Source organism: Micromonospora noduli (genome assembly GCF_003264365.1).
Classification (GTDB): domain Bacteria; phylum Actinomycetota; class Actinomycetes; order Mycobacteriales; family Micromonosporaceae; genus Micromonospora; species Micromonospora noduli.
Genome location: NZ_PYAK01000005.1, coordinates 149,378 through 169,667 on the forward strand (window position 1 = coordinate 149,378; position 20,290 = coordinate 169,667).

Below are 20,290 nucleotides of genomic sequence, written 5' to 3' on the forward strand. Positions count from 1 at the left end.
GGTTTCCCCTTTATCTCGACGAAGAACGCGTTGCCGAGACCGCCACGGCGAGCAGGATGATCCCGCCCTGGACGGTCGACCTGAGGGCGCCGGAGACGCCGTAGAAATTCATGAGGGCGAACAGCAGTTCGAGGGTCAGCGCGCCGAGCATGGCCCCGACGACCGCGCCGCGCCCTCCGCCGAGCGCCACCCCACCGAGGACGACAGCGGTGATCGCACCGAACTCCAGGCCGGCGCCGGCCTGGAACGACACGCCGCTGTAGCCGCCCAGGAGAATGGCCGCCACCGCCGCCGCGAGCCCGCTGAGGATGAAGGCGAAGGTCCGGGTACGCCACACGCGTACGCCGCTCAGCTCGGCGGTGCGCGGGTTGTCGCCGACGGCGACCAGCGTCCGGCCGAAGTCGGAGCGCATCAGCAGCACGGCCGCCACCGCCAGGACGACCAGGACCAGCAGCGCGTACGGCACGCGGCCCAGCACCGGCACGTCCTCGAAGGCTCGCCGGCCGAACCGCCGGAACTCCTCGGAGAGCCCACCCTTCGGGGCGCCGTCGGACCAGAGGTAGACCGCGCCGACGAGGATCAGGAACATGCCGAGGGTGGTGATGAACGACGGCACCCGCAGGCGTGTCGTGATCAGGCCGTTGACCAGCCCGACCAGTGCGCCGAAGGCGAGCAGGAGCAGCACCACCGGCCAGGTACGCGCCGGGTCGCTGTCGATCAGCCGGGCGGCGACCACCACCTGAGCGGTGACCAGGGAACCGACCGAGAGGTCGAACTCGCCGGACACGATCACGAAGTACTGGCCGGCGGCGAGCAGGATGATCGGCGCCGAACGACCGAGGAAGGACATCAGCGACTGCGGGGCCAGGAAGTCGGGCTGCCGGATGCCGACGAGTACCAACAGCACTGCGAGGATCGCGAGGATCGGCAGGACACCACCGGGACGCACCCGCGGCAGACGCAGCGGCAGGGAACGGGGCTGGACGGTCTGCATGGCTAGGCCGCCTTTCGCATGGCCCGGCGGGCGTAGACGGCGACCGCGGCGATGATGATGACGCCCCGGATCACCTGCTTGAAGAAGGCATCGACCTCGAGCTGGTTGAAGATGGCGTCGATGCTGGCCAGCAGCAGCACCCCGCCGACCGTGCCGATGACGCCGCCGCGCCCACCGGCGAGGGCGGTACCGCCGATCACCACAGCGGCGATCGACTCCAGGTCGTAGAGGCCCTCGGTGCCGACGCGCGGAGCGCCCGAGCCGAGCCGACTGGCGAGGTAGATGCCGGCGAGCCCCGCGCACATCGAGCACAGCACGTGAGCGGTGACGAGGACCCGGTCGTTGCGGACGCCGGAGAGCCGGGCCACCTCCGGATCCCCGCCGACGGCGACCAGGTGGTGGCCGAAGCGGGTCCGCGAGAGCGCGAACCAGGCCGCCGCGGTGACAGCTATCAGCAGCAGGAACGACACCGGCACCGGACCGACGCGCTGGTAGCCGAGCGCCTGCACCAGCGAGGGTGCGGTGGTGCCGGCCGGGCCGTCGTAGCCGTTGTCGAGGTAACCCTTGAGCAGCAGCCCGACGCCGAGGGTCGCGATGAACGCGTTGACCCGGAACCTGGTGACGAGGAGCCCGTTGAGCAGCCCGACGCCGGCGCTGACGACGAGCACCAGGCCGATCGCCGGCAGCACCGCGCCGTCGCTGCCGTTCATCGTCTCGGCCGCGACGAGGGTGCTCAGGCTGATCACGTACGCCACCGAGAGGTCGAGCGACCCTCCCAGGATGACCAGGGTCTGGCCCACCGCGACCAGCCCGAGGCCGGCGGCGACATGCAGCAGACTCACAGTCGTGGACTGGTTGAAGAGCTGACCACCGTCGAGCAGGACGACCAGCCAGCCGATCGTCAGGGTCAGGGTCAGGGCCACGAACACGCCCGGTACGGAACGCCGGGCCGGCAACAGCGACAGAGCGCTCACCGGGTCACCTCGGTTCGCGACTGCGGGGCTCGCAAACCCGGCTCACTCCTCGCGCTCACTGGGTCACCTCGGTTCGCGACTGCGGGGCTCGCAAACCCGGCTCACTCCTCGCGCTCACTGGACCGGCTCCCGCACGGCGCCGACCGCCAACGCGACGACCTCCTCCTCGGTCGCGCCGGCGGGCAGCTCGCCCGCGACGTGGCCGTCCCGCATGACGACGATCCGGTCACTCATCCCCAGCAGCTCCGGTAGATCGGACGAGATCATCAGCACGGCCGCGCCATCACGGGCGAGTCGGCGGACGAGGTCGTGAATGGCTGACTTCGCACCCACGTCGATGCCCCGGGTCGGCTCGTCGAAGAGCAGGATCCGCGGATTGAGCGCGAGCCATCGGGCCAGCACGACCTTCTGCTGGTTACCGCCGGACAGAAAGCGGATCTCCTGGTCGTCGCCGGCGCCGCGGATCTCCACGGCGGCCAGCAGCTCGCGTACCCGGGCGGTCCTCGCGGCCCGGCCGGACCGGGCGGCGAAGACGGCCCGGCTGGCGAGCAGCGCGTTGTCCAGCACCGACTGCCGAGGGACGATCCCCTCGCCCTTGCGGTCCTCGGTGACGTAGGCGATGCCGGCCCGCATGGCGGTGCGGGGTGAGCGCAGTCGGACCGGCCGGTCGTCGAGCGTGACGTCGCCGGTCGTGAACGGCGACACCCCGAAGATCGCGCGGGCCAGCGCCGAGCGCCCGGAGCCCTGGAGGCCGCCGATGCCGAGCACCTCGCCGGCGCGCAACTGGAGGTTGACGTCCCGCAGCTTCCGGTTTCCCGCGTCGCGAAGGTTGAGCCGCACCGGGCCCCGGTCCTCGGGGGCGGCCCGGTCCGGGTAGTAGCTGGACAGTTCCCGGCCGACCATGTGCCGCACCAGCTGGTCGGCGGTGGTGTCCGCGGTGTCCACCGTGGTGACCCGCCGGCCGTCCTTGAGCACTGTGATCCGACCGGACAGGTCGAAGACCTCGGCGAGCCGGTGCGAGACGTACAGCAGCCCGATGCCCCGCTCCTGGAGTCGGCGCACCAGCCCGTAGAGCAACTCGACCTCGTGGTCGGCCAGGGCGGCGGTCGGCTCGTCCATGATGAGCAGCCGCGCGTCCAGGGCGAGCGCCTTGGCGATCTCGACGACCTGCTGCTGCGCGACGCCCAGCTGCCCCACCCGGGCGTCGGCCGGCAACGTGGTCTCACCGATCGAGGCGAGCAGCCGCGTGGTGCGGTCGAGCATTCCCCGACGATCGACGAGCCCGCGTCGGACCGGCTCGTGCCCCAGGTAGACGTTCTCCGCGACGGTGCGCTCGGGGAGCAGGTTGAACTCCTGGTGGATGATGCCGATGCCGGCCCGCTGCGCGTCGCGCGGACCACGGAACGTGCGCGTCGCACCGGCGAACTCGACAGTGCCCCCGTCCGGGGCGTACCCGCCCGAGACGATCTTCATGAGGGTCGACTTCCCGGCACCGTTCTCACCGACCACGGCGTGCACCTCGCCCGGCGCGACATCGAGGTCGACACCGTCGAGGACGCGGACTCCGAGGAAGGACTTGCCGATGCCCCGAAGGGTGAGAAGCGGCGTCGGCGGCGGATCTGACATCCCGAAAGCCCTCACAGACAGTAGTCATCGACATGATTAAATGCCACACTACGGCGGCTTCTAGGCGCTGAACAACAAGCTTTCGTGCCAACAACGAGGACTTACGTTCTTGCGGTGCAAACATTTCCTTGACACCGGCGAAACATCACACGTATGAAGATAGATGTTTGGATGCGGGTCCGCAATCCTCGATCAAGCCCGACTGCCAGGCTGGGCTGCGATCGGCAGGCGGTGCCGCATCAAGGGGGCCGAGCGCGACCGCCGTCCACCGGGCAGGACGTCGGACGTTACTTCGTGCATTGACAGTCTTCGATCTCTAGCTCATCCTGACCTCGTGGACCACGGGACGAGAACCACTGCCACCATCACGCTGTGTGACGTCCCGCAGGTCTGACTGCCGTTGCGGCGAACGGCATGAGGACAGACCAGCGCGCCCGTGTCCCTCACGTGTCCAGGTCAACCTGACACGTCGTGGGACCCGTGGTCGCAATCCCTACGCCCGCCCAACTAGGAGACGGCATGCGTCGTAACACATTGCTCATCTCAGTGATCGCCGGCCTGTTGCTGGCGCTCGGACTCGCTCCACCCGCGTCGGCCGCCCCGGCCTTCCGCGCCCTGGTGTTCAGCAAGACCACCGGCTACCGGCACGACTCGATCCCCGCCGGGATCTCCATGCTCCAGCAGCAGGCCGCGGCGAACAACTTCGAGATGGTGGCGACCGAGGACTCGAGCGTCTTCACCGCCGCCAACCTGGCGACCTTCGACGTGATCGTCATGCTCCAGACCTCCGGCATGGTCTGGACCTCGGCGGCGCAGCGCCAAGCGGTGGAGGGCTACCTCGCCAGCGGCAAGGGCATCGTCGCCATCCACAACGCCACCGACATGGGCATCGAGTCCGAGTACCCGTGGTGGGACCAGACCATCAACGGCGGCGCCCACATGCCCGAGCACTCCCCCGGCGTGCTGCCCGGCACCGCGATCGTCGCCGACAAGAAGCACCCGTCGACGGCCTCTCTGCCGGATCGGTGGAACCGCAGCGAGGAGTGGTACAACTTCGACACCAACCCGCGCGGCAAGGTGCACGTCCTGGTGACCGCCGACGAGCGCACCTACAACCCGGGATCCCGGGCGATGGGCCCGGACCACCCGATCTCCTGGTGTCGCGACACCGGCGGCGGGCGGGTGTGGGCCACCGCGATGGGCCACGCGATCGCCTCCTACAGCGAGACGAACTTCCAGAACCACGTCCTCGGTGGCATCAAGTGGGCCGCCGGGAACGCTGCCGGCGACTGCGGCGGCACCGTCTGGGGCAACTTCGAGAAGCGCACCCTGGACGACAACACCGTCGACCCGATGGCGATGGCGGTGGCCCCGGACGGACGCGTGTTCTACGCCCAGCGCGGCGGGCAGCTGAAGATCTTCAAGCCCTCCACCAACAGCACGGTGACCGCCGGCACGCTGAGCGTCTACACCGGCGGTGAGGACGGCCTCACCGGCATGGCGCTGGACCCCAACTTCGCCACCAACGGGTACGTGTACCTGTACCACTCGCCGGCGAGCAGCTCGACCGACGTCAACCGGGTCTCCCGCTTCACGATGAGCGGCGACACGCTGAACACGTCCAGCGGCGTGACGATCATCGACATCCCGGCGTACCGGGACCGGACCTTCCCGGAGCCCGGCCACACCGGCGGTTACATCGAGTTCGGGCCGGACGGCAACCTCTACATCGGCACCGGCGATGACACGCCGCCGAACCTCGACCCCAACTGGCAGGGCTACGCCCCGCTGGACTGGCGCTCGGGCAAGTCCAACCTGGACGCCGCCCGGACCGCGGGCAACACCAACGACCTGCGCGGCAAGCTGCTGCGCATCCGTCCCGGAGCCAGCGGCAGCTACACCATTCCGAGCGGCAACCTCTACCCCCAGGGCACGGCGCAGACCAAGCCGGAAATCTACGCCATGGGCTTCCGCAACCCGTTCCGTTTCTCGATCGACGCGGCCACCGGCTGGGTCTACCTGGCCGACTACGGGCCGGACCGCAACCCGCCCACCACCAACCGGGGCCCGGAGGGCCTGGTCGAGCTCAACGTGATCAAGACGCCCGGCAACTACGGCTGGCCGTTCTGCCACGGCAACAACCAGCCCTACGCGCCGTACAACCCCGACACCGGCGTCGTCGGCGCGAAGTTCAACTGCTCCGCGCCGGTCAACAACTCACCGAACAACACCGGCCTGACCAGCCTGAAGCCGGTCGTCATGCCGAACATCTGGTATGGCTACCCCGCCTCGACGACCTTCCCGGAGCTGGGCTCCGGCGGCTCCGCGCCGATGGGCGGCCCGGTCTACCGGTACGACGCGTCGAACCCGTCCGCGACGAAGTTCCCGCCCTACTACGACGGGGTGCACTTCTTCTACGAGTGGTCGCGCAACTACATCAAGGAGGTGCACTTCGACTCCTCCACGGCGGTGACCCGCACCAACCCGTTCCTGCCCAGCGGTGGGTTCAACAAGCCGATGGACATGGAGTTCGGCAAGGACGGCTCGCTCTACCTGCTGGAGTGGGGCACCAACTTCGGTGGCGGCAACAGCGACTCCGGGCTCTACCGGATCGACTACATCCAGGGCGGCCGGTCACCGATCGTCAAGGCCACCGGCACACCCACCAGCGGCTCCTCGCCGCTGACCGTCCAGTTCAGCAGCGCGGGCACGTCCGACCCGGACGGCAACACGCTGAGCTACCTGTGGACGTTCGGCGACGGCACCACCTCGACGGCGGCCAACCCGTCGAAGACGTACACCTCCAACGGCAACTACACGGCCCAGTTGAAGGTCACCGACAGCACCGGTAAGACGGGCTTCGCCAACGTCCCGATCACCGTCGGCAACAGCGCCCCGGTGGTCACCATCACCACACCGGGCAACGGAGGCATGCTGACCTTCGGCGACAAGGTGTCGTACCAGATCACCGTGACCGATCCGGACGGCGGCACCGTCGACTGTTCGAAGGTCATCCTCAACCCGGCGCTGGGCCACGACGACCACGCGCACGAGACCACGGAGTACCCGGGCTGCTCGGGCACCATCTCCACCGACCTGCTCGGTGGGCACCCCGATGGCGCCAACCTGTTCTACGTGCTGAACGCGCGGTACACCGACAACGGCGGCTCGGGGGGCGGGTCCCCGCTCACCGGCACCGCGCAGGCGATCCTGCAACCGAAGCACAAGCAGTCCGAGTACTTCAGCAGCCAGTCCGGCATCCGGGTCGTCGACCAGGCGGCGGCGGAGAGCACCAAGCGCGTCGGTGACATCTCCACCAACGACTGGATCGCGTTCAACCCGATGAGCCTGTCGGGCATCTCGACGGTCAGCTACCGGGTGTCGTCGCCCTCCGGTGGCGGTTCGATCGAGCTGCGCGCCGGCTCGCCGACCGGCACCCTGCTGGCCACCACCACGGTGCCCAGTACGGGCGGCTGGGACAACTACCAGTCCACGACTCCGGTGAACGTCGCCGCCTCCAGCGGGACACAGACGCTCTACATGGTGTTCAAGAACAGCAACAACTCGTTCGATCTGGACTCGCACACCTTCGGCGGCAACGGCGTCGGGACACCCGGCAGTGGTAACGGCGGTGGCCTGGCGGGGAAGACCTACACGGTCACGGCGCAGCACAGCAACAAGCTGATGGACGTCAGCGGTGTCTCCACCGCCGACGGCGCCCAGATCACCCAGTGGGCGAACACCGGTGCCAACAACCAGAGGTGGCAGGCAGTCGACGCCGGTAACGGCGCGCTCTACCTCAAGGCGGTGCACAGCGGCAAGTGCGTCGAGGTGGTCGGCAGTTCGACCGCGGCGGGTGCCTTCCTCCAGCAGGCCACCTGCAACAACGGCAACCAGCAGAAGTTCACCGCCACCGCGACGGGAACCTCCGGCGTGTACACGGTGAAGAGTGTGCTGAGCGGCCTCTGCGTGGACGTCAACGGTGCCGCCACCACCGACGGCGCCCGACTGTTGCAGTGGACCTGCCACAGCGCCGCCAACCAGCAGTGGCGGTTCACCGCGGTGTGACCCCGCGGCTGTCCCGGTAACAGGTGACGTCCCGGTCGGGACCGGTGTCCGAGTAACGGAGCCGGTCCCGGCCGGGACGTCGTCGTCGGTCAGGCAGGCCGGCCGGGCGGCGCGGCGAGCAGCCCGGCCGCCGCCAGGTCGTCCCACAACTCCTCCGGCACGACGATCCCGGACCGTCGCACCGTCTCGACCGCCTGCGCCTCGTTGCGGACGCCGACCACCGTCGACACCACGGCCGGGTGCCGGCGGACGAAGGCGAGGGCCGCCTGCGGCAGGGTCACCCCGTACGTCTCGCAGACAGTGGCGATCCGCCGCGCCCGCTCGATCAGCGCCGCCGGGGCCTGCTGGTAGTTGTAGACGGCATCGGCCGGCGGCCGGTCCCGCGAAAGCAGCCCCGAGTTGTAGACGCCCGCGATGACCACGCCCACCCCCCGGTTCTCGGCGGCCGGCAGCAGGTCGGCGGCCGCACCCTGTTCGAGCAGGGTGTACCGCCCTGCGCACATCATCACGTCGACATCGGTCTCCCGGACGAACCGTGCCAGCATCGCCGACTGGTTCATGCCGGCGCCGATGGCACCCACGACGCCCTGGTCCCGCAGGTCGATCAGGGCGGGTACGGCCTCGTGCGCGGCCTGCTCCCAGTGGTCGTCCGGGTCGTGCAGGTAGACGATGTCGATCCGGTCCAGCCCGGTCCGGTCCAGGCTGGCCTCGATGGAGCGGAGCACGCCGTCGCGGCTGAAGTCCCACACCCGCCGGTGGGTCGCCGGCACATCGAACCCGTCGGAGTCCCGCAGGTGCGCGTCCTGGGGCGACGGCACCAGGAGTCGCCCGACCTTCGTCGACACCACGTACTCGTCGCGCGGGCGTTGGCGCAGCGCGGCGCCGAGGCGGCGCTCGGACAACCCCAGACCGTAGTGCGGCGCGGTGTCGAAGTACCGGACGCCCGCCTCCCACGCGGCGTCGACAGCCGAGGCGAACTCCTCGTCCGTCGTCGTCCGGTAGAGGTTGCCCCCCTGGGCCGCGCCGAAGCCCAGCTCGGTGAGCCGTAGCTGCGGGCGGCGCGGTAGTGCGCGCGACATCATGAGGTCTCCAGCCCGTAGATCCGGCGTGCCGTCCCGCCCCAGACCGACGCCCGGCCGGTCCCGTCCTGGCCCTCCAGCAGTTCCGCCAGGGTGTCGACCCACCGCTGGTACGAACTGGCGAGCAGACAGACGGGCCAGTCCGAGCCGAACATCAGCCGGTCCGGCCCGAACGCGTCGAGGGCGTCGTCGACGGCCTGTCGAAGGTCAGCCGGCGTCCAGTGCGGGAGCGGCACCTCCGTCACCAGCCCGGAGAGCTTCGCCGTCGTGTTGGGCGAGGCCGCCAACGACCGCAGGTCCCGGCTCCACTCGGCCATCTCCGGACTACCGAGCGCGGGCTTGCCCAGGTGGTCGAGGACGAAGCTCACCTCGGGCAGGTCGCGCGTGAGACGCGCGGCCATGGGGAGCTGGTGTTGGCGTACCAGCAGGTCGAAGACGAGGCCGGCGGCGCCCACCGCCGCGATCCCGCGACGGACGTCGGGACGGTCCAGGTACGCCGGGTCGCTCTCGGACTGCACGAGGTGGCGGATGCCGACGAGGCGTTCCCCGCCTCGGGCGGCCCGCAGACCGTCGAGGCGCTCCGCAACGTCGTCGGCGGTCAGGTCCACCCAACCGACGACCCCACGGACCACTGTGTCCTCGGCCGCCACGCCCAGCAGGTCGACGGTCTCCGTGTCGGAGGCGATGGACTGCACCACCACTGTCGTGGTGACCCCGGCCGCCCGGGCCAGCGGCGCGAGATCGGCGGGTTCGAAGTCGGCGTCGATGGCCGCCATGGTCACCGGGTCGATCCACGGCTGCGGGTGCCGGGCGCGGACCCAGAGGTGGTGGTGCGCGTCGACGATCCCGGTGCGCCCCGGCTCCTGTGCGCCAGTCATCGGCCCAGCCAGCCGCCGTCGACGGGCAGCACGACGCCGTTGACGTAGTCCGACGCGGTCGACGCCAGGAACACCGTGGCGCCGCCGAGATCGTCGGCCCGGCCCCACCGCCCGGCCGGGATCCGGCCGAGGATCGCCTGGTTGCGATCGGGGTCCTCGCGGAGCGCCTGGGTGTTGTCGGTGGCGATGTAGCCGGGCGCGATGGCGTTGACGTTGACCCCGCGGGCCGCCCACTCGTTCGCCAACGCCTTGGTGAGACCGGCCACGCCCGACTTCGACGCCGCGTAACCGGGGACGGTGATGCCGCCCTGGAAACTCAACAGCGACGCTGTGAAAATGATCTTCCCTCGGCCGCGCTCGACCATCGTCCGGCCGATCTCCCGGCTGAGGATGAACTGGCTGCTGAGGTTCACCTCGATCACGTGGTCCCACATCTCGTCCGGGTGCTCCGCGGCCGGGGTCCGGGCGATCGTGCCGCCGTTGTTCACCAGGATGTCGACCGGCCCGAGAGCGATTATGTCGCTGGCCAACCGGTGCACGGCCGCCCGGTCGCCGAGATCCGCACGCAGCGCGGTGAACCGGCGGCCGGTGGCGCGCACCCGGCGTTCGACCTCGCTGCCCTCCGCTTCGAGCTGGGCGGAGACCCCCACGATGTCGGCGCCGGCGAGGGCCAGGGCCTCGGCCATGGCGAGGCCGATACCGCGCCGCGCACCGGTCACGACGGCGGTCTGGCCGGACAGGTCGAACAACGCCGTCACTGGTTACCCTCCCGCACATCGAGCAGCACCTTCATGACGCCGCCACCCTCCAGTGCCTCGAAGGCCGCGCCGGCCGCCTCGACCGGCTCGACCCGGGAGATCAGCTGCCGTGCCGGGATAGCACCCGAGGCGACCAACCGGATCGCCTCCACCATGTCGTCGCGCTGATACAGCCGCGCACCCAGGAGTTCCAGCTCACGCCAGAAGAACCGGTGCAGGTTGACCTCGCGGGGCTGAGGATGGATCGCCACCATGACCAGCCGCCCGCGGGTGGTGAGGACGTCGACCGCCGTGGTGACGCCGGCCGGGGAGCCGGACACCTCGAAGGCGATGTCGGCGCCAGCGCCATCGGTACGGTCGTTGACCAGCGCCACGACGTCGCTCGCTCGCGGGTCGACGGCCTCGATCCCGATCCCCTCCGCCACCTCGCGTCGGAACGGGTCCGGCTCGACGAGGAGCACCCGCGCGCCACGGCCCCGCGCGACGGTGGCGATGAGGACGCCGACCGGCCCACCACCGACCACTACCACCTGGTCGTCGGCGGTCACGTTCCCCCGGCGTACGTCGTGCACGGCGACCGCCACCGGCTCGACGAGCGCCGCGTGGTCGAGCGGCAACTCCTCCGGAAGCGGCAGAACCAGCTCCACCGGCACCGTCCAGGAGGACTGCATGGCACCTGGTGAGTCGATGCCGAGGAAGTTCATCGCGTGGCAGACGTGGGAGTTGCCCCGCCGGCAGGCGGCGCAGCGTCCGCAGGGCCGGGTCGGCATCACGGTGACGGCCTGACCGATGTTCCAGCCGGTCACACCCTCGCCGACGGCCGCGATCCGGCCGGACATCTCGTGCCCGATGATCGCGGAATCGCCAACCCGGGCATCCATGTCCCCGTGGTAGATGTGCAGATCCGTACCGCAGATGCCGGTGTACGCCACCTCGATCCGTACCTGGCCGGGACCCGGTGGCTCCGGGTCGCGGTTCTCGATTCCGAGGTCTCGCGCTCCCCGGTAGACCACTGCCTTCATCGTTCCTCCGTCTCGACGGTCGGTACGTCGGTCGTGCCGACCGGGCATGGTCGTGGGTGCATCGCCGTCGCGATGCACCCACGCCTTTCCTTGTTGGTGGTCAGCTCAGTGCCGTACGGTCGGCGCCACCTCGTTGCGGGAGTTCAGCGACACGACAGGCACCTGGCCGGTGGGGATCACCCCGTCGACCCCGGCCAGCAGCCGTCGTCCGGCCCGCTCCGGCCGGACGTTGGGGCTGTCGGCCGTCTGCGCCTGCGGGCGGCGGTTGACCGCCCGGATCCGCTCCTCGTCCACCCGGACCCCGAGCCCTGGTGCATCGCCGAGGATGAAGGCGCCATCCTCGACGTGCAGATCGATGGAGACACCGACGGGTGTGTGCAGGTCCTGCAACTCGCTCGTCAGGTGGTTCGGCACCGAGGTCGCAGCGTGCAGCAGCCCGACCGGGCTGTTGCCGATCGGGCTGACCGGCAGGTCGTGGGCGTGGGCCAGGGCGGACGCCCGCAGGAAGTGGGTGACCCCCCAGACGGCCGCCATCTGGACGATGTCGACAGCGCCGGCGGCGATCAGCGGACGGTACTGTTCGAGCCCGGTGAGGTTCTCACCGGTGGCGACCGACGCGGACACGCCTCGGCTGACCGCGGCGAGACCCTCGGCGTCCCAGCGCCGGACCGGCTCCTCGATCCAGATGAGGTCCAGGGTGCGTTCCAGTTCGCAGACATGCCGGACCGCCTGCTTGCGGGTCCACGCCTCGTTGACGTCGAGCATCAGACCCGGCCGCCGACCGTGCCCGGCCTCGGTCAGGACATCCTTGACCAGGCTCAGGCGGTGCCGATCGCGCTCGATGTCGAGGCCGCCCTTGAGCTTGGCCGCTCGCAGGCCGTGGCTCGCGTAGACCTCGTACTCCGCGACGAGTTCGTCGTCGGTGAGCCCGATGTCCAACCCGGACGCGTAGGCGGTCACCCGCCGGTCCCGTCCGCCCAGCAGTCGCCACAGCGGTTCGCCGGCGGCCTGCGCCTTGATGTCCCAGAGCGCGGTGTCCAGAGCGCCGATGGTGCCGAACACCGGCCCAGCGTGGCCCGCCTTGAAGGTGTGCCGCAACATGCGGTCGTACAGGGACGTCACGGCCCGGGGGTCTTCACCGTCGATGGCTGGGAAGATCCGCTCGATCTCGACGTGCGGCCCGAGGCCGACTCCCGAGATGCCCTCGTCGGTGTCGACGATGACGATCGAGACCGGCACCACCCCGTCGGCGAACACACCGTTGGCGTCGCCGACTGGTCGGCCCCATTCCTGGACCGTGGAGAGCGTCCGATATCCCGTGATCCGCATGTCAACCCTTCGTGGAACCGGCGGCTACGCCGTCGGCAATTTGGCGCTGGAGGAACAGGTAGACCAACAGGACGGGTATGGCGGCGATCAGCACCCCGGAGGCGAAGGTGGGGATGTTGTCGGAGTACTGCCCGCGCAGCGAGGTCACCCCGATCATGAGCGTCCGGTGATCGGCCGAGGGCATCATCACCAGCGCCATGAGGACGTCGTTCCAGCAGAACAGGGCGTTGAGGATGCCGACCGACAGCAGCGCCGGGGTGCCCAGCGGCAGCATGATCCGGCGGTACACGCCGTACACGGTGCTGCCGTCGATCCGCGCGGCGTCGACGATCTCCGGCGGAATGCCCTTGTAGTAGCTCGTCATGAGAAAGACCGTGAAGGGCAGGAACTGGGCCACGTAGACCAGGATCAGGCCCGGGTACGTGTCGATGAGCGCGGTGTCCGCCATGATCCGTGCGAGCGGCACCATGATCACCTGGAACGGGATGAAGAGCCCCGCGAGGCAACCCAGGAACAACGCCGACGAGCCGCGGAACCGCAGTTGGCTCAGGGCGAAGCCGGCCATCGACCCGAACAGCAGCAGCAGGAGCACCGACACCGTCACCACGAACAGCGAGTTGATGAAGTAGCGGCCCATGCCGACGCTGTTCCACGCCGTGCTGATGTTCTCGAAGCGCAGGGCGTCGGTCAGACCGAACCGGTCGAGGATGTAGTCACGCCGGGTCTTCATCGCGACGTTGGCGGTGAACAGCAGGGGGTAGATCGTCGCCAGTGCGAGCAGCGACATGGGGATGGCGACCAACCACCGTCCCAGGCGGAGGCGAGACATCAGTCCTCCTTTCCGGATCGTTCGAGCAGCTTGATCTGCAACAGCCCCACGACGAGCATGATCATGAAGAGGATCGTCGAGGCCGCCGACGCGAGAGCCGGACGGTTCATTTGACCCTGCTGCTTCCAGATGTAGAACTCCGGCAGGTACGTCGACCCCTCCGGTCCGCCGCTGGTCATCACGAAGAGCAGCCCGAACATCGAGGTCAGCATCCCGATCATCGTGGTCACGAAGACGAACTGGATGGTGCGCGAGAGGGCCGGGATGATCACGTGCCAGACGACCTGGCGCAGCGTCGCCCCGTCCACCCGGGCGGCGTCCAGGAGCGCGGCGTCCAGCGTGGCGAAGCCGGCGAGGAACACCACCAGCGCCATTCCGAAGGTGGCCCAGATGTGCACGCCCGCCACCATGAACATCGCGATGTCCGGGTCCCCGAGCCAGTCCACCGGACCGACACCGAACGACCCGAGCACGGCGTTGAGGGGGCCGTCGAAGGCGAGCAACAGGTTGAAGATCGCACCGACGATGACCGGCGAGAGCACCGCCGGAAAGAAGTAGACGCTGCGGTAGAAGCGGTGGCCCGGCACCCGGAGGTAGATGAACGTCGCGAGCAGACCGGGGATCGCCACCGCCACCGGTAGCAGCAGCACCAGCAGCCCGACGTTGCTCAGCGCGGTCCGGAACAGCGGATCTCCGAACAGCTCGCGGTAGTTGCCGAACCCGACAGCGGTCCCGTTCTGCGCGCCGTCACCGGTGAAGGAGAAGTTGACGCCCAGCAGCAGCGGGTAGAGCCGCAGCAGCACGATGATCAGGACGGCCGGAAGGACCAGGATGTAGGGGGCGTAGCGCTCGGCCCCCAGGCCGCCACGGGTGCGACGGGGTCGTGTGCCATGCCGATGCGCGGCGGGGGTGACCGCCGCCCCGCCGGCCCGTCCGGCCGAAGCCGGACGGACCGACGGTTGCGTGTTTCCCATCGGCACGAGGTCAGCCCGCCTGGTCGGAAGCGGCCAACTGCTTCACCACCTCGTCGACGGTGATCGACCCGCTGAGCAGCTGCTGGGAGAGGCGCCCCATCAGGTCCAGCGTCTTCGAGGAGAGCGCCACGTGCAGAGCGGGCTTGCCACTCTTCAGCTCGCCGACGATCGTGGCGACGGCCGGCCCGGCCTGCGACACGTCGATGGTGGTGTCGGCGGCGATCGCGCCGGCGTCGGCGTAGAAGGCCTTCAACGCGTCGGCCGAGCTCAGGGAGCGCACCAGGTCGGCGGCCACCTTCGGGTCCTTCGTCCACTTGGCGACCGCGTACCCGATGCCACCGTCGTACGGGAGGCTCGGGGTGGTGCCGGCGGTGACGACCGGGGCCTTCATGACGCCGAGCTTCTCCGGGGTGAGGAACTCGTTGAAGTCCTGCCAGTGCCCCACGTCCGACATCAGACCCATGACGTGGGCGGCCTTGCCGGACTGGAAGAGCGCGAAGGAGTCGTTGAACATGGCGGTCGAGTTGGCCCCGTCGCTGTTCATCTTCCTGTCGCCGGCCTCCTTCCAGGTCTGGAAGATCCGCTTGACGTTGGGCGAGTTCCAGTCGCGCTTGCCGGCGATCCAGGCGTCGTACTCCGCTGCGGTGAGGGTGGTCGAGCCCAGGCTGGAGAGCCAGAACTGGATGCCGACGCCCTCCTTGTTACCGAGGGCGAAGCACTTGGAGCCGGCCTTGGCGATGGCGGCGCAGTCGGCGACGAACTTGTCCCACGTGGTGGCCGGGCTCGCCGGGTCGAGGTTCGCCTTCCGGTAGATTTCCTTGTTGTAGTAGATGGGGTAGCCCTGGAGCGTCACCGGGGCGGCGTAGGTCTTGCCGTCCTTGGCGAACGCCTCCCAGCCGGCCAACCGCTGCCTGTCCTCGGCCACGTAGTCGTCGATGGGCACCAGCGCGTCCACCCGGTCGCGGATCTGGCCGCCACCGTTGAACAGCATGACGTCCGGGCCCTTGCCGGACTGGATCGCCGCACCGAGCAGGGTGTAGTACTGGTCGAAGGGCTGCGCGACGAACTCGACCTCGACGTCGGCGTGCTTCTTCTTGAAGTCGGCCTTGGCCTTGTCCAGATAGGATTTGGCGAACGGCTCGCCGGACTTCCAGTCCCACACGACCAACTTGCCGTCCGAGCTGGTTGACTTGCCCGAATCGCTAGCACTTCCACAACCGGCCAGGGCCAGGCCCACAACGAGGACGGCCGACCATATTGCGCGCTGTCTCATCGATTGTCACCTCTATATGGGGGGTGGCCGGCGGGTGTCCCGCGAGCCAAATGTTGACCGGAAGGTAACTCGTATGACGTGTGACGTCAACAGTCGGCCGTACACTGACCCAGACGTCGTGCCACGGCGAGCCATTCGGAGGGGGACATGACGCCACCGCAGGAGACAGCCCTGAACAGTCCGGCGACCCCGGCGTGGGTGCGTCGGCCGACCAACCTCGCCAGGGCGGTCACCGCCGAACTGGTGGAGCGCATCGTCCGCGGCGTACACCCGTCCGGGACGTCCCTGCCTCCCGAGCCGATCCTCTGCGAGACCTTCGGCGTGAGCCGGACCGTCGTCCGGGAAGCAGTGAAGATCCTTCAGGAGAAGGGGCTGGTGCAGGTCCGTCAGGGCGCCGGCACCATGGTCACCCCACCCTCACACTGGGACATGCTCGACGAACTCGTCCTCGCGGCCACCATCGCGGTGGACGACAGCCTCGCCATCCTCGACGACCTGGTCGTCACCCGGCGGGTTTTGGAGTCCGACATGGCGAACGTCGCCGCCCGCCTCGCCGACAGCGAGACCGTCGATCGCCTGCGGGCCATGGTCGACCGGATGGACGAGCTCGTCGACGACCACGTCACCTACCACGACCACGACCGGGCCTTCCACGACACGATCATGCAGGCATCCGGGAACCGGATCGCCCGTGGCGTCGTACGCGCGCTGGAGAGCCAGGTCATCAACACCGCCCGGTACATGGGCCGGACCGAACGGGCGCTGTGCGTGGCGTCCAACCAGGGGCACCGACGCATCTACGAACGCATCGCGGCCCACGACCCCAACGGCGCCGCCGAGGCGATGTTCACCCACATCACCGAGGCCTGGCTGGTCCGTCGCAGTGGCTCGGGGAGCCCGGTCCGCCTCGAACGCTGAGGGTCACGGGCAACGGACGGCGCCCGCCCCGAGGTACGGGAGCAGGCGCCGCCAGCTGAGGCCGACAAGAGTCACGAGAACTGGGCGAAGAACCTCCAGATCTCACCCTTGGTCCAGGTGGTGATGCCGCTCTCGGCGTAGGTGCCGTCCACCGGGCCCGGCATGTGGCCGTTGTCGTACGCTGCCCACTGCACCGGGTAACCGGACCGGCAACCCGAGTACGTGGTCGTGACGTGCGTGCGGCTGCCGGCCGCCGGCTCGCGCGGGCTCTGCGCGGTGCAGCCGTTGTTCCGGACGAACGTGTCGCGCAACGCCCGGCCACCCGAGATGCCCAGGACATTGTCCGAGATGCCGTGCAGCCCGAAGTACGCGATGGGCTGCGTACCGCCACTGCAGCCGCTGATCTGCCCACCGGAGATGACGGCGACGGCGCGGAAGACGTTGGCCCGCGCGCAGGCGACGGCGTAGCTCATGCCGCCACCCCAGCTGAAGCCGAGCGCGAACCGCTGCCTCGGGTTGACGCAGAGGCTGCTCTCGATCCGGCTGATCATGTCGTCGACGAAGACGATGTCCTCACCGCCGGAGTTGCCCCAGCCGTTGCCGAACCCCTGCGGCGCGACCAGGATCGCGCTGTTGTTCGACTGCTCCTGCTGGCCGTAGTAGGACCACGGGGTCCCGCTGGTGCCGCCGGAGGAGATCTCCTGCATGGTGCCGCCCCGCCAGTGGAAGGCGAAGATCAGCCGGTAGGGGTTGCTGTTGTTGTAGTTGGCGGGCACCCGCAGGATGAAGGTCCGGCTCTTGCCGTTGCTCTGGATGGTGTGCGTGCCGCTGGCCAGCGTCGGCGCCTTGCCGCACCCGCTGCCACCCGTAGGGGGTGGCGTCGTGGGGTCGGTCCCGCCGTCGACGCGGACGAGCTGCCACTGCTGGTTGGTGCCACCCCAGTCGGCGTACTGCACGACGTTCCCGCCGTCGGCGGTGGACGCGCCCTGCACCTCGACGGCCTTGTTGCTGTTGCGGTTGATCAGCCGAACGTAGCCACCGTCCGAGTCGGCCAGCCGGAACTGCTGGTTCGTCCCGTTGAGGTCTGACCACTGCACGATCGCGCCGCCGTCGGCGGTGGAGAAGCCGCTGACGTCGAGCACCTTGCCCGAGTGCCGCGACTTGATCCGGTAGTAGCCACCCCCGGAGTCGACGAACTGCCACTGCTGGTTGACGCCGTTGTTGCGCGTCCACTGGCTGATCCGTGCGCCGTCGTTGGTGGCCGAGGCGTACAGGTCCAGCGCCTTGCCGCTGTTGCGGTTCACCAGCACATAGGAGGCGTTGGTGTCCACTGTCGCTGCCGCCGCGGGCGCCGCGTTGACCGCGACGACTGCGCTGGCTGCCATGACCGCGGCCGCCGCCGCGGCCAACCCTGACCGCCAGCGAGATCTTTGTCGAGAGGCGGGACGAGCCTCACCGAGGGCTTTCATGGTCCACTCCTTCGATCGGGGTCACCCACGAGCGGGAGCGCCCGCGCGTGCCCTGGCGTGCGTGCCGGCGTCCTGGTGGTGGGGTCAGCACGTCTGGGGTGTTGTGTGCGGGCAACCCGCGGCCAACGGCGTACGTCGATGGCGTTGCCACGATCCGGGCTTCGTGGCAGGCCGCGCCGAACCGCGCGGTACGACGTCCTGACTCCCGGTGGCCGGGTGGCCCGCGGGGTGAAAATTAGCGGGTGAGACGTCACACGTCAAACGATTGGTATCGATTCGCGCGATCGCAGCCAGCCGTGACGTGGCGGCCCGGCGGCCCACCCCTGGATGGGGCGGGCCGCCACTGGTCACACCTCGCCTGGGCGGGCGCCGGCCGGATCCCGAGCGGCCGGCAGCTCCCGCTCCCGCACTCGATGGCGGCGGTCGTCAGCCGATTCGGACCAGTTGCCACTGCTGGTTGTTGCCGCCCCAGTCGGCGTACTGGACGACGTTTCCACCGTCGGCGGTGGACGCGCCCTGCACCTCGACGGCCTTGTTGCTGTTGCGGTTGATCAGGCGTACGTAGCCGTCGGCCGAATTCGCGAGTCGGAACTGCTGGTTCGTGCCGTTGAGGTCTGACCACTGCACGATCGCGCCGCCGTCGGCCGTGGAGAATCCGCTGACGTCGAGCACCTTGCTGGAGTTGCGGGACTTCACCCGGTAGTAGCCACCCCCGGAGTCGACGAACTGCCACTGCTGGTTGACGCCGTTGTTGCGCGACCACTGGCTGATTCGCGCCCCGTCGCTGGTGGCCGAGGCGTACACGTCCAGCGCCTTGCCGCTGTTGCGGTTCAGCAAGACGTACCAGGCGCTGGTGTCCACCCCGGAGCCCGGCGGGGGCGTGGTGGGCGGGGTCGAGCCGCCGTTGAGGGCGTCCAGGACGGCGGTGTACGCGGCCTTCTTGTTGCCGTTGCAGTCGAACAGCAGGGCGTTGTCGGACCCGCGCCACGAGTCGCAGTCCCGCACACCCCAGGTGGTGATGCCGGTGCAGCGCGAGACGGCCAGGCAGGCGCGGGTGACGGCGCCGTAGATGTTGGCCTGGTTGCCGCCGGTCATCACGTCCAGCTCGGTGATCTGCACATCCACACCGAGATCGGCGAACCGCTGCAGGTTGGCCTGGTAGTCACCGGCCAGCGAGGTGCCCAGGTGCGACTGGAAGCCCACGCAGTCGATCGGCACGCCACGGGACTTGAAGTCCCGCACCATGTTGTAGATCCCCGTCGACTTCGCGTTGATCCCGTCGGTGTTGTAGTCGTTGTAACACAACTTCGCACCCGGATCCGCGGCCCGCGCCGCCCGGAACGCCGCCTCGATCCAGTCGTTACCGGTGCGCTGGAGGTTCGAGTCCCGACGCCCACCACCGCCGCCATCGGCGAACGCCTCGTTCACCACGTCCCAGGCATAGATCTTGCCCCGGTAGTGCGTGGCGACCTGCGTGACGTGGTTGATCGCCGCGTTCCGCAACGCGGTGCCGGACATGCCCTGCGCCCAACCCGGCTGCTGTGCGTGCCACAGCAGGGTATGACCCCGCACGCTCATCCCGTTGGCCTGCGCATGGCTGACCAGACGATCACCACCGGAGTGGTTGAACTGGCCCTGCGACGGCTCGTTGGATGCCCACTTCATCTCGTTCTCGGCCACGACACTGTTGAACTCACGGTTCAGAATCGTCGTGTACGCGCCGGTGGAGAGCTTGCCGGTCGCGACGGCGGCACCGAAGTAGCGACCCTTCTCGGCGGCGGCCGCCTTCAGGGTCGTGCCGGCACCGGATGCGGGAGTCAGCGCCACCGTCATACCGGTGGTGAGGGCGACCGCGATTGTCGCAGCCGCCAGCATCGTTCTCATGGGTTTCATGGCGTTCCTTTTCAGTGGTTGCATCGGTGGTGGTGATGTGCCACTTCACTCGGGGCGACCGATCGCGACGGTCTTCCTGGCCACCCGGCATCAGCACGCGCGGTCCGAGAGGGCTGTCGCCGGCAACTGCCGGTCCCGAGGTGACGGCCGCATGCCCTTGCGGACGTCGTGATCGGAGGTACGACCCGTGCGGCTCGCCCGGTGAG

Annotated in this window: 15 protein-coding genes; 2 read left to right on the forward strand and 13 right to left on the reverse strand. The window is 69.1% G+C overall.

The features are described 5' to 3' along the window. Positions 1-10: 10 nt before the first annotated feature. The 3 genes from GUI43_RS06025 to GUI43_RS06035 all read right to left on the reverse strand — a co-directional run bounded on the left by GUI43_RS06025 (position 11) and on the right by GUI43_RS06035 (position 3,594). The gene (locus GUI43_RS06025) at positions 11-994 is read right to left on the reverse strand and encodes an ABC transporter permease (protein WP_091401048.1); all 984 of its coding nucleotides are present in this window, start codon (positions 992-994) and stop codon (positions 11-13) included. 2 nt (positions 995-996) lie between these two features. Then, entirely contained in the window at positions 997-1,968 is a 972-nt protein-coding gene (locus GUI43_RS06030; RefSeq protein WP_112585260.1) for an ABC transporter permease, read from the reverse strand. Positions 1,969-2,082: 114 nt separating this feature from the next. Beyond that, positions 2,083-3,594, reverse strand: coding sequence for a sugar ABC transporter ATP-binding protein (locus tag GUI43_RS06035; protein ID WP_112698257.1), 1,512 nt, complete (start codon positions 3,592-3,594; stop codon positions 2,083-2,085). Positions 3,595-4,113: 519 nt separating this feature from the next. On the opposite strand from GUI43_RS06035, the gene GUI43_RS06040 reads away from it, so the two are divergent. Further along, a complete protein-coding gene (locus GUI43_RS06040; protein ID WP_112698258.1) occupies positions 4,114-7,662 on the forward strand; it encodes a ThuA domain-containing protein in 3,549 nt (1,182 codons plus the stop codon). 89 nt (positions 7,663-7,751) lie between these two features. On the opposite strand, the gene GUI43_RS06045 is transcribed toward GUI43_RS06040, so the two are convergent. The 8 genes from GUI43_RS06045 to GUI43_RS06080 form a co-directional block, all read right to left on the reverse strand. Continuing rightward, positions 7,752-8,744 (reverse strand): aldo/keto reductase, encoded by a 993-nt coding sequence (locus tag GUI43_RS06045; protein WP_112698259.1) that lies wholly within the window; start codon positions 8,742-8,744, stop codon positions 7,752-7,754. Further along, entirely contained in the window at positions 8,741-9,619 is an 879-nt protein-coding gene (locus GUI43_RS06050; protein WP_112698260.1) for an amidohydrolase family protein, read from the reverse strand. Before GUI43_RS06050 ends, GUI43_RS06045 begins: the two co-directional genes overlap by 4 nt. Continuing rightward, complete coding sequence (locus GUI43_RS06055) at positions 9,616-10,377, reverse strand: SDR family NAD(P)-dependent oxidoreductase (RefSeq protein WP_112585250.1); 762 nt, start codon at positions 10,375-10,377, stop codon at positions 9,616-9,618. Before GUI43_RS06055 ends, GUI43_RS06050 begins: the two co-directional genes overlap by 4 nt. Beyond that, positions 10,374-11,399, reverse strand: coding sequence for a zinc-dependent alcohol dehydrogenase (locus GUI43_RS06060; RefSeq protein ID WP_112698261.1), 1,026 nt, complete (start codon positions 11,397-11,399; stop codon positions 10,374-10,376). The genes GUI43_RS06055 and GUI43_RS06060 overlap by 4 nt, the downstream gene beginning before the upstream one ends. 105 nt (positions 11,400-11,504) lie before the next feature. Then, the gene (locus GUI43_RS06065) at positions 11,505-12,728 is read right to left on the reverse strand and encodes a mandelate racemase/muconate lactonizing enzyme family protein (RefSeq protein WP_112585247.1); all 1,224 of its coding nucleotides are present in this window, start codon (positions 12,726-12,728) and stop codon (positions 11,505-11,507) included. A gap of 1 nt (position 12,729) precedes the next feature. Next, complete coding sequence (locus GUI43_RS06070) at positions 12,730-13,557, reverse strand: carbohydrate ABC transporter permease (protein WP_112601630.1); 828 nt, start codon at positions 13,555-13,557, stop codon at positions 12,730-12,732. Beyond that, positions 13,557-14,531 carry a carbohydrate ABC transporter permease gene (locus tag GUI43_RS06075; protein WP_112698262.1) on the reverse strand — a complete coding sequence of 325 codons (975 nt, stop codon included), beginning with the start codon at positions 14,529-14,531 and terminating at the stop codon, positions 13,557-13,559. The genes GUI43_RS06070 and GUI43_RS06075 overlap by 1 nt, the downstream gene beginning before the upstream one ends. A 10-nt stretch (positions 14,532-14,541) precedes the next feature. Next, positions 14,542-15,804 (reverse strand): ABC transporter substrate-binding protein, encoded by a 1,263-nt coding sequence (locus tag GUI43_RS06080; RefSeq protein ID WP_112585243.1) that lies wholly within the window; start codon positions 15,802-15,804, stop codon positions 14,542-14,544. Positions 15,805-15,951: 147 nt separating this feature from the next. On the opposite strand from GUI43_RS06080, the gene GUI43_RS06085 reads away from it, so the two are divergent. After that, complete coding sequence (locus GUI43_RS06085) at positions 15,952-16,722, forward strand: FadR/GntR family transcriptional regulator (protein ID WP_091401025.1); 771 nt, start codon at positions 15,952-15,954, stop codon at positions 16,720-16,722. A gap of 71 nt (positions 16,723-16,793) precedes the next feature. Here the strand turns inward: GUI43_RS06085 and GUI43_RS06090 are convergent, their stop codons facing one another. Together GUI43_RS06090 and GUI43_RS06095 are read right to left on the reverse strand one after the other, a co-directional pair. Beyond that, on the reverse strand, positions 16,794-18,191 hold the full coding sequence (locus tag GUI43_RS06090; RefSeq protein ID WP_112698263.1) for an RICIN domain-containing protein: 1,398 nt from the start codon (positions 18,189-18,191) through the stop codon (positions 16,794-16,796). Between the two features lie 426 nt (positions 18,192-18,617). After that, positions 18,618-20,084, reverse strand: coding sequence for an endo-1,4-beta-xylanase (locus GUI43_RS06095; protein ID WP_112585239.1), 1,467 nt, complete (start codon positions 20,082-20,084; stop codon positions 18,618-18,620). Between the last annotated feature and the right edge of the window lie 206 nt (positions 20,085-20,290).

Bases quoted from the DNA above. Each gene is read 5' to 3' on its own strand.
- GUI43_RS06070 (WP_112601630.1), bottom strand. From the start codon at position 13,557: ATGTCTCGCCTCCGCCTGGGACGGTGGTTGGTCGCCATCCCCATGTCG.
- GUI43_RS06075 (WP_112698262.1), bottom strand. From the start codon at position 14,531: ATGGGAAACACGCAACCGTCGGTCCGTCCGGCTTCGGCCGGACGGGCC.
- GUI43_RS06025 (WP_091401048.1), bottom strand. From the start codon at position 994: ATGCAGACCGTCCAGCCCCGTTCCCTGCCGCTGCGTCTGCCGCGGGTG.
- GUI43_RS06080 (WP_112585243.1), bottom strand. From the start codon at position 15,804: ATGAGACAGCGCGCAATATGGTCGGCCGTCCTCGTTGTGGGCCTGGCC.
- GUI43_RS06060 (WP_112698261.1), bottom strand. From the start codon at position 11,399: ATGAAGGCAGTGGTCTACCGGGGAGCGCGAGACCTCGGAATCGAGAAC.
- GUI43_RS06095 (WP_112585239.1), bottom strand. From the start codon at position 20,084: ATGAAACCCATGAGAACGATGCTGGCGGCTGCGACAATCGCGGTCGCC.
- GUI43_RS06050 (WP_112698260.1), bottom strand. From the start codon at position 9,619: ATGACTGGCGCACAGGAGCCGGGGCGCACCGGGATCGTCGACGCGCAC.
- GUI43_RS06045 (WP_112698259.1), bottom strand. From the start codon at position 8,744: ATGATGTCGCGCGCACTACCGCGCCGCCCGCAGCTACGGCTCACCGAG.
- GUI43_RS06065 (WP_112585247.1), bottom strand. From the start codon at position 12,728: ATGCGGATCACGGGATATCGGACGCTCTCCACGGTCCAGGAATGGGGC.
- GUI43_RS06085 (WP_091401025.1), top strand. From the start codon at position 15,952: ATGACGCCACCGCAGGAGACAGCCCTGAACAGTCCGGCGACCCCGGCG.
- GUI43_RS06040 (WP_112698258.1), top strand. From the start codon at position 4,114: ATGCGTCGTAACACATTGCTCATCTCAGTGATCGCCGGCCTGTTGCTG.
- GUI43_RS06035 (WP_112698257.1), bottom strand. From the start codon at position 3,594: ATGTCAGATCCGCCGCCGACGCCGCTTCTCACCCTTCGGGGCATCGGC.
- GUI43_RS06090 (WP_112698263.1), bottom strand. From the start codon at position 18,191: ATGAAAGCCCTCGGTGAGGCTCGTCCCGCCTCTCGACAAAGATCTCGC.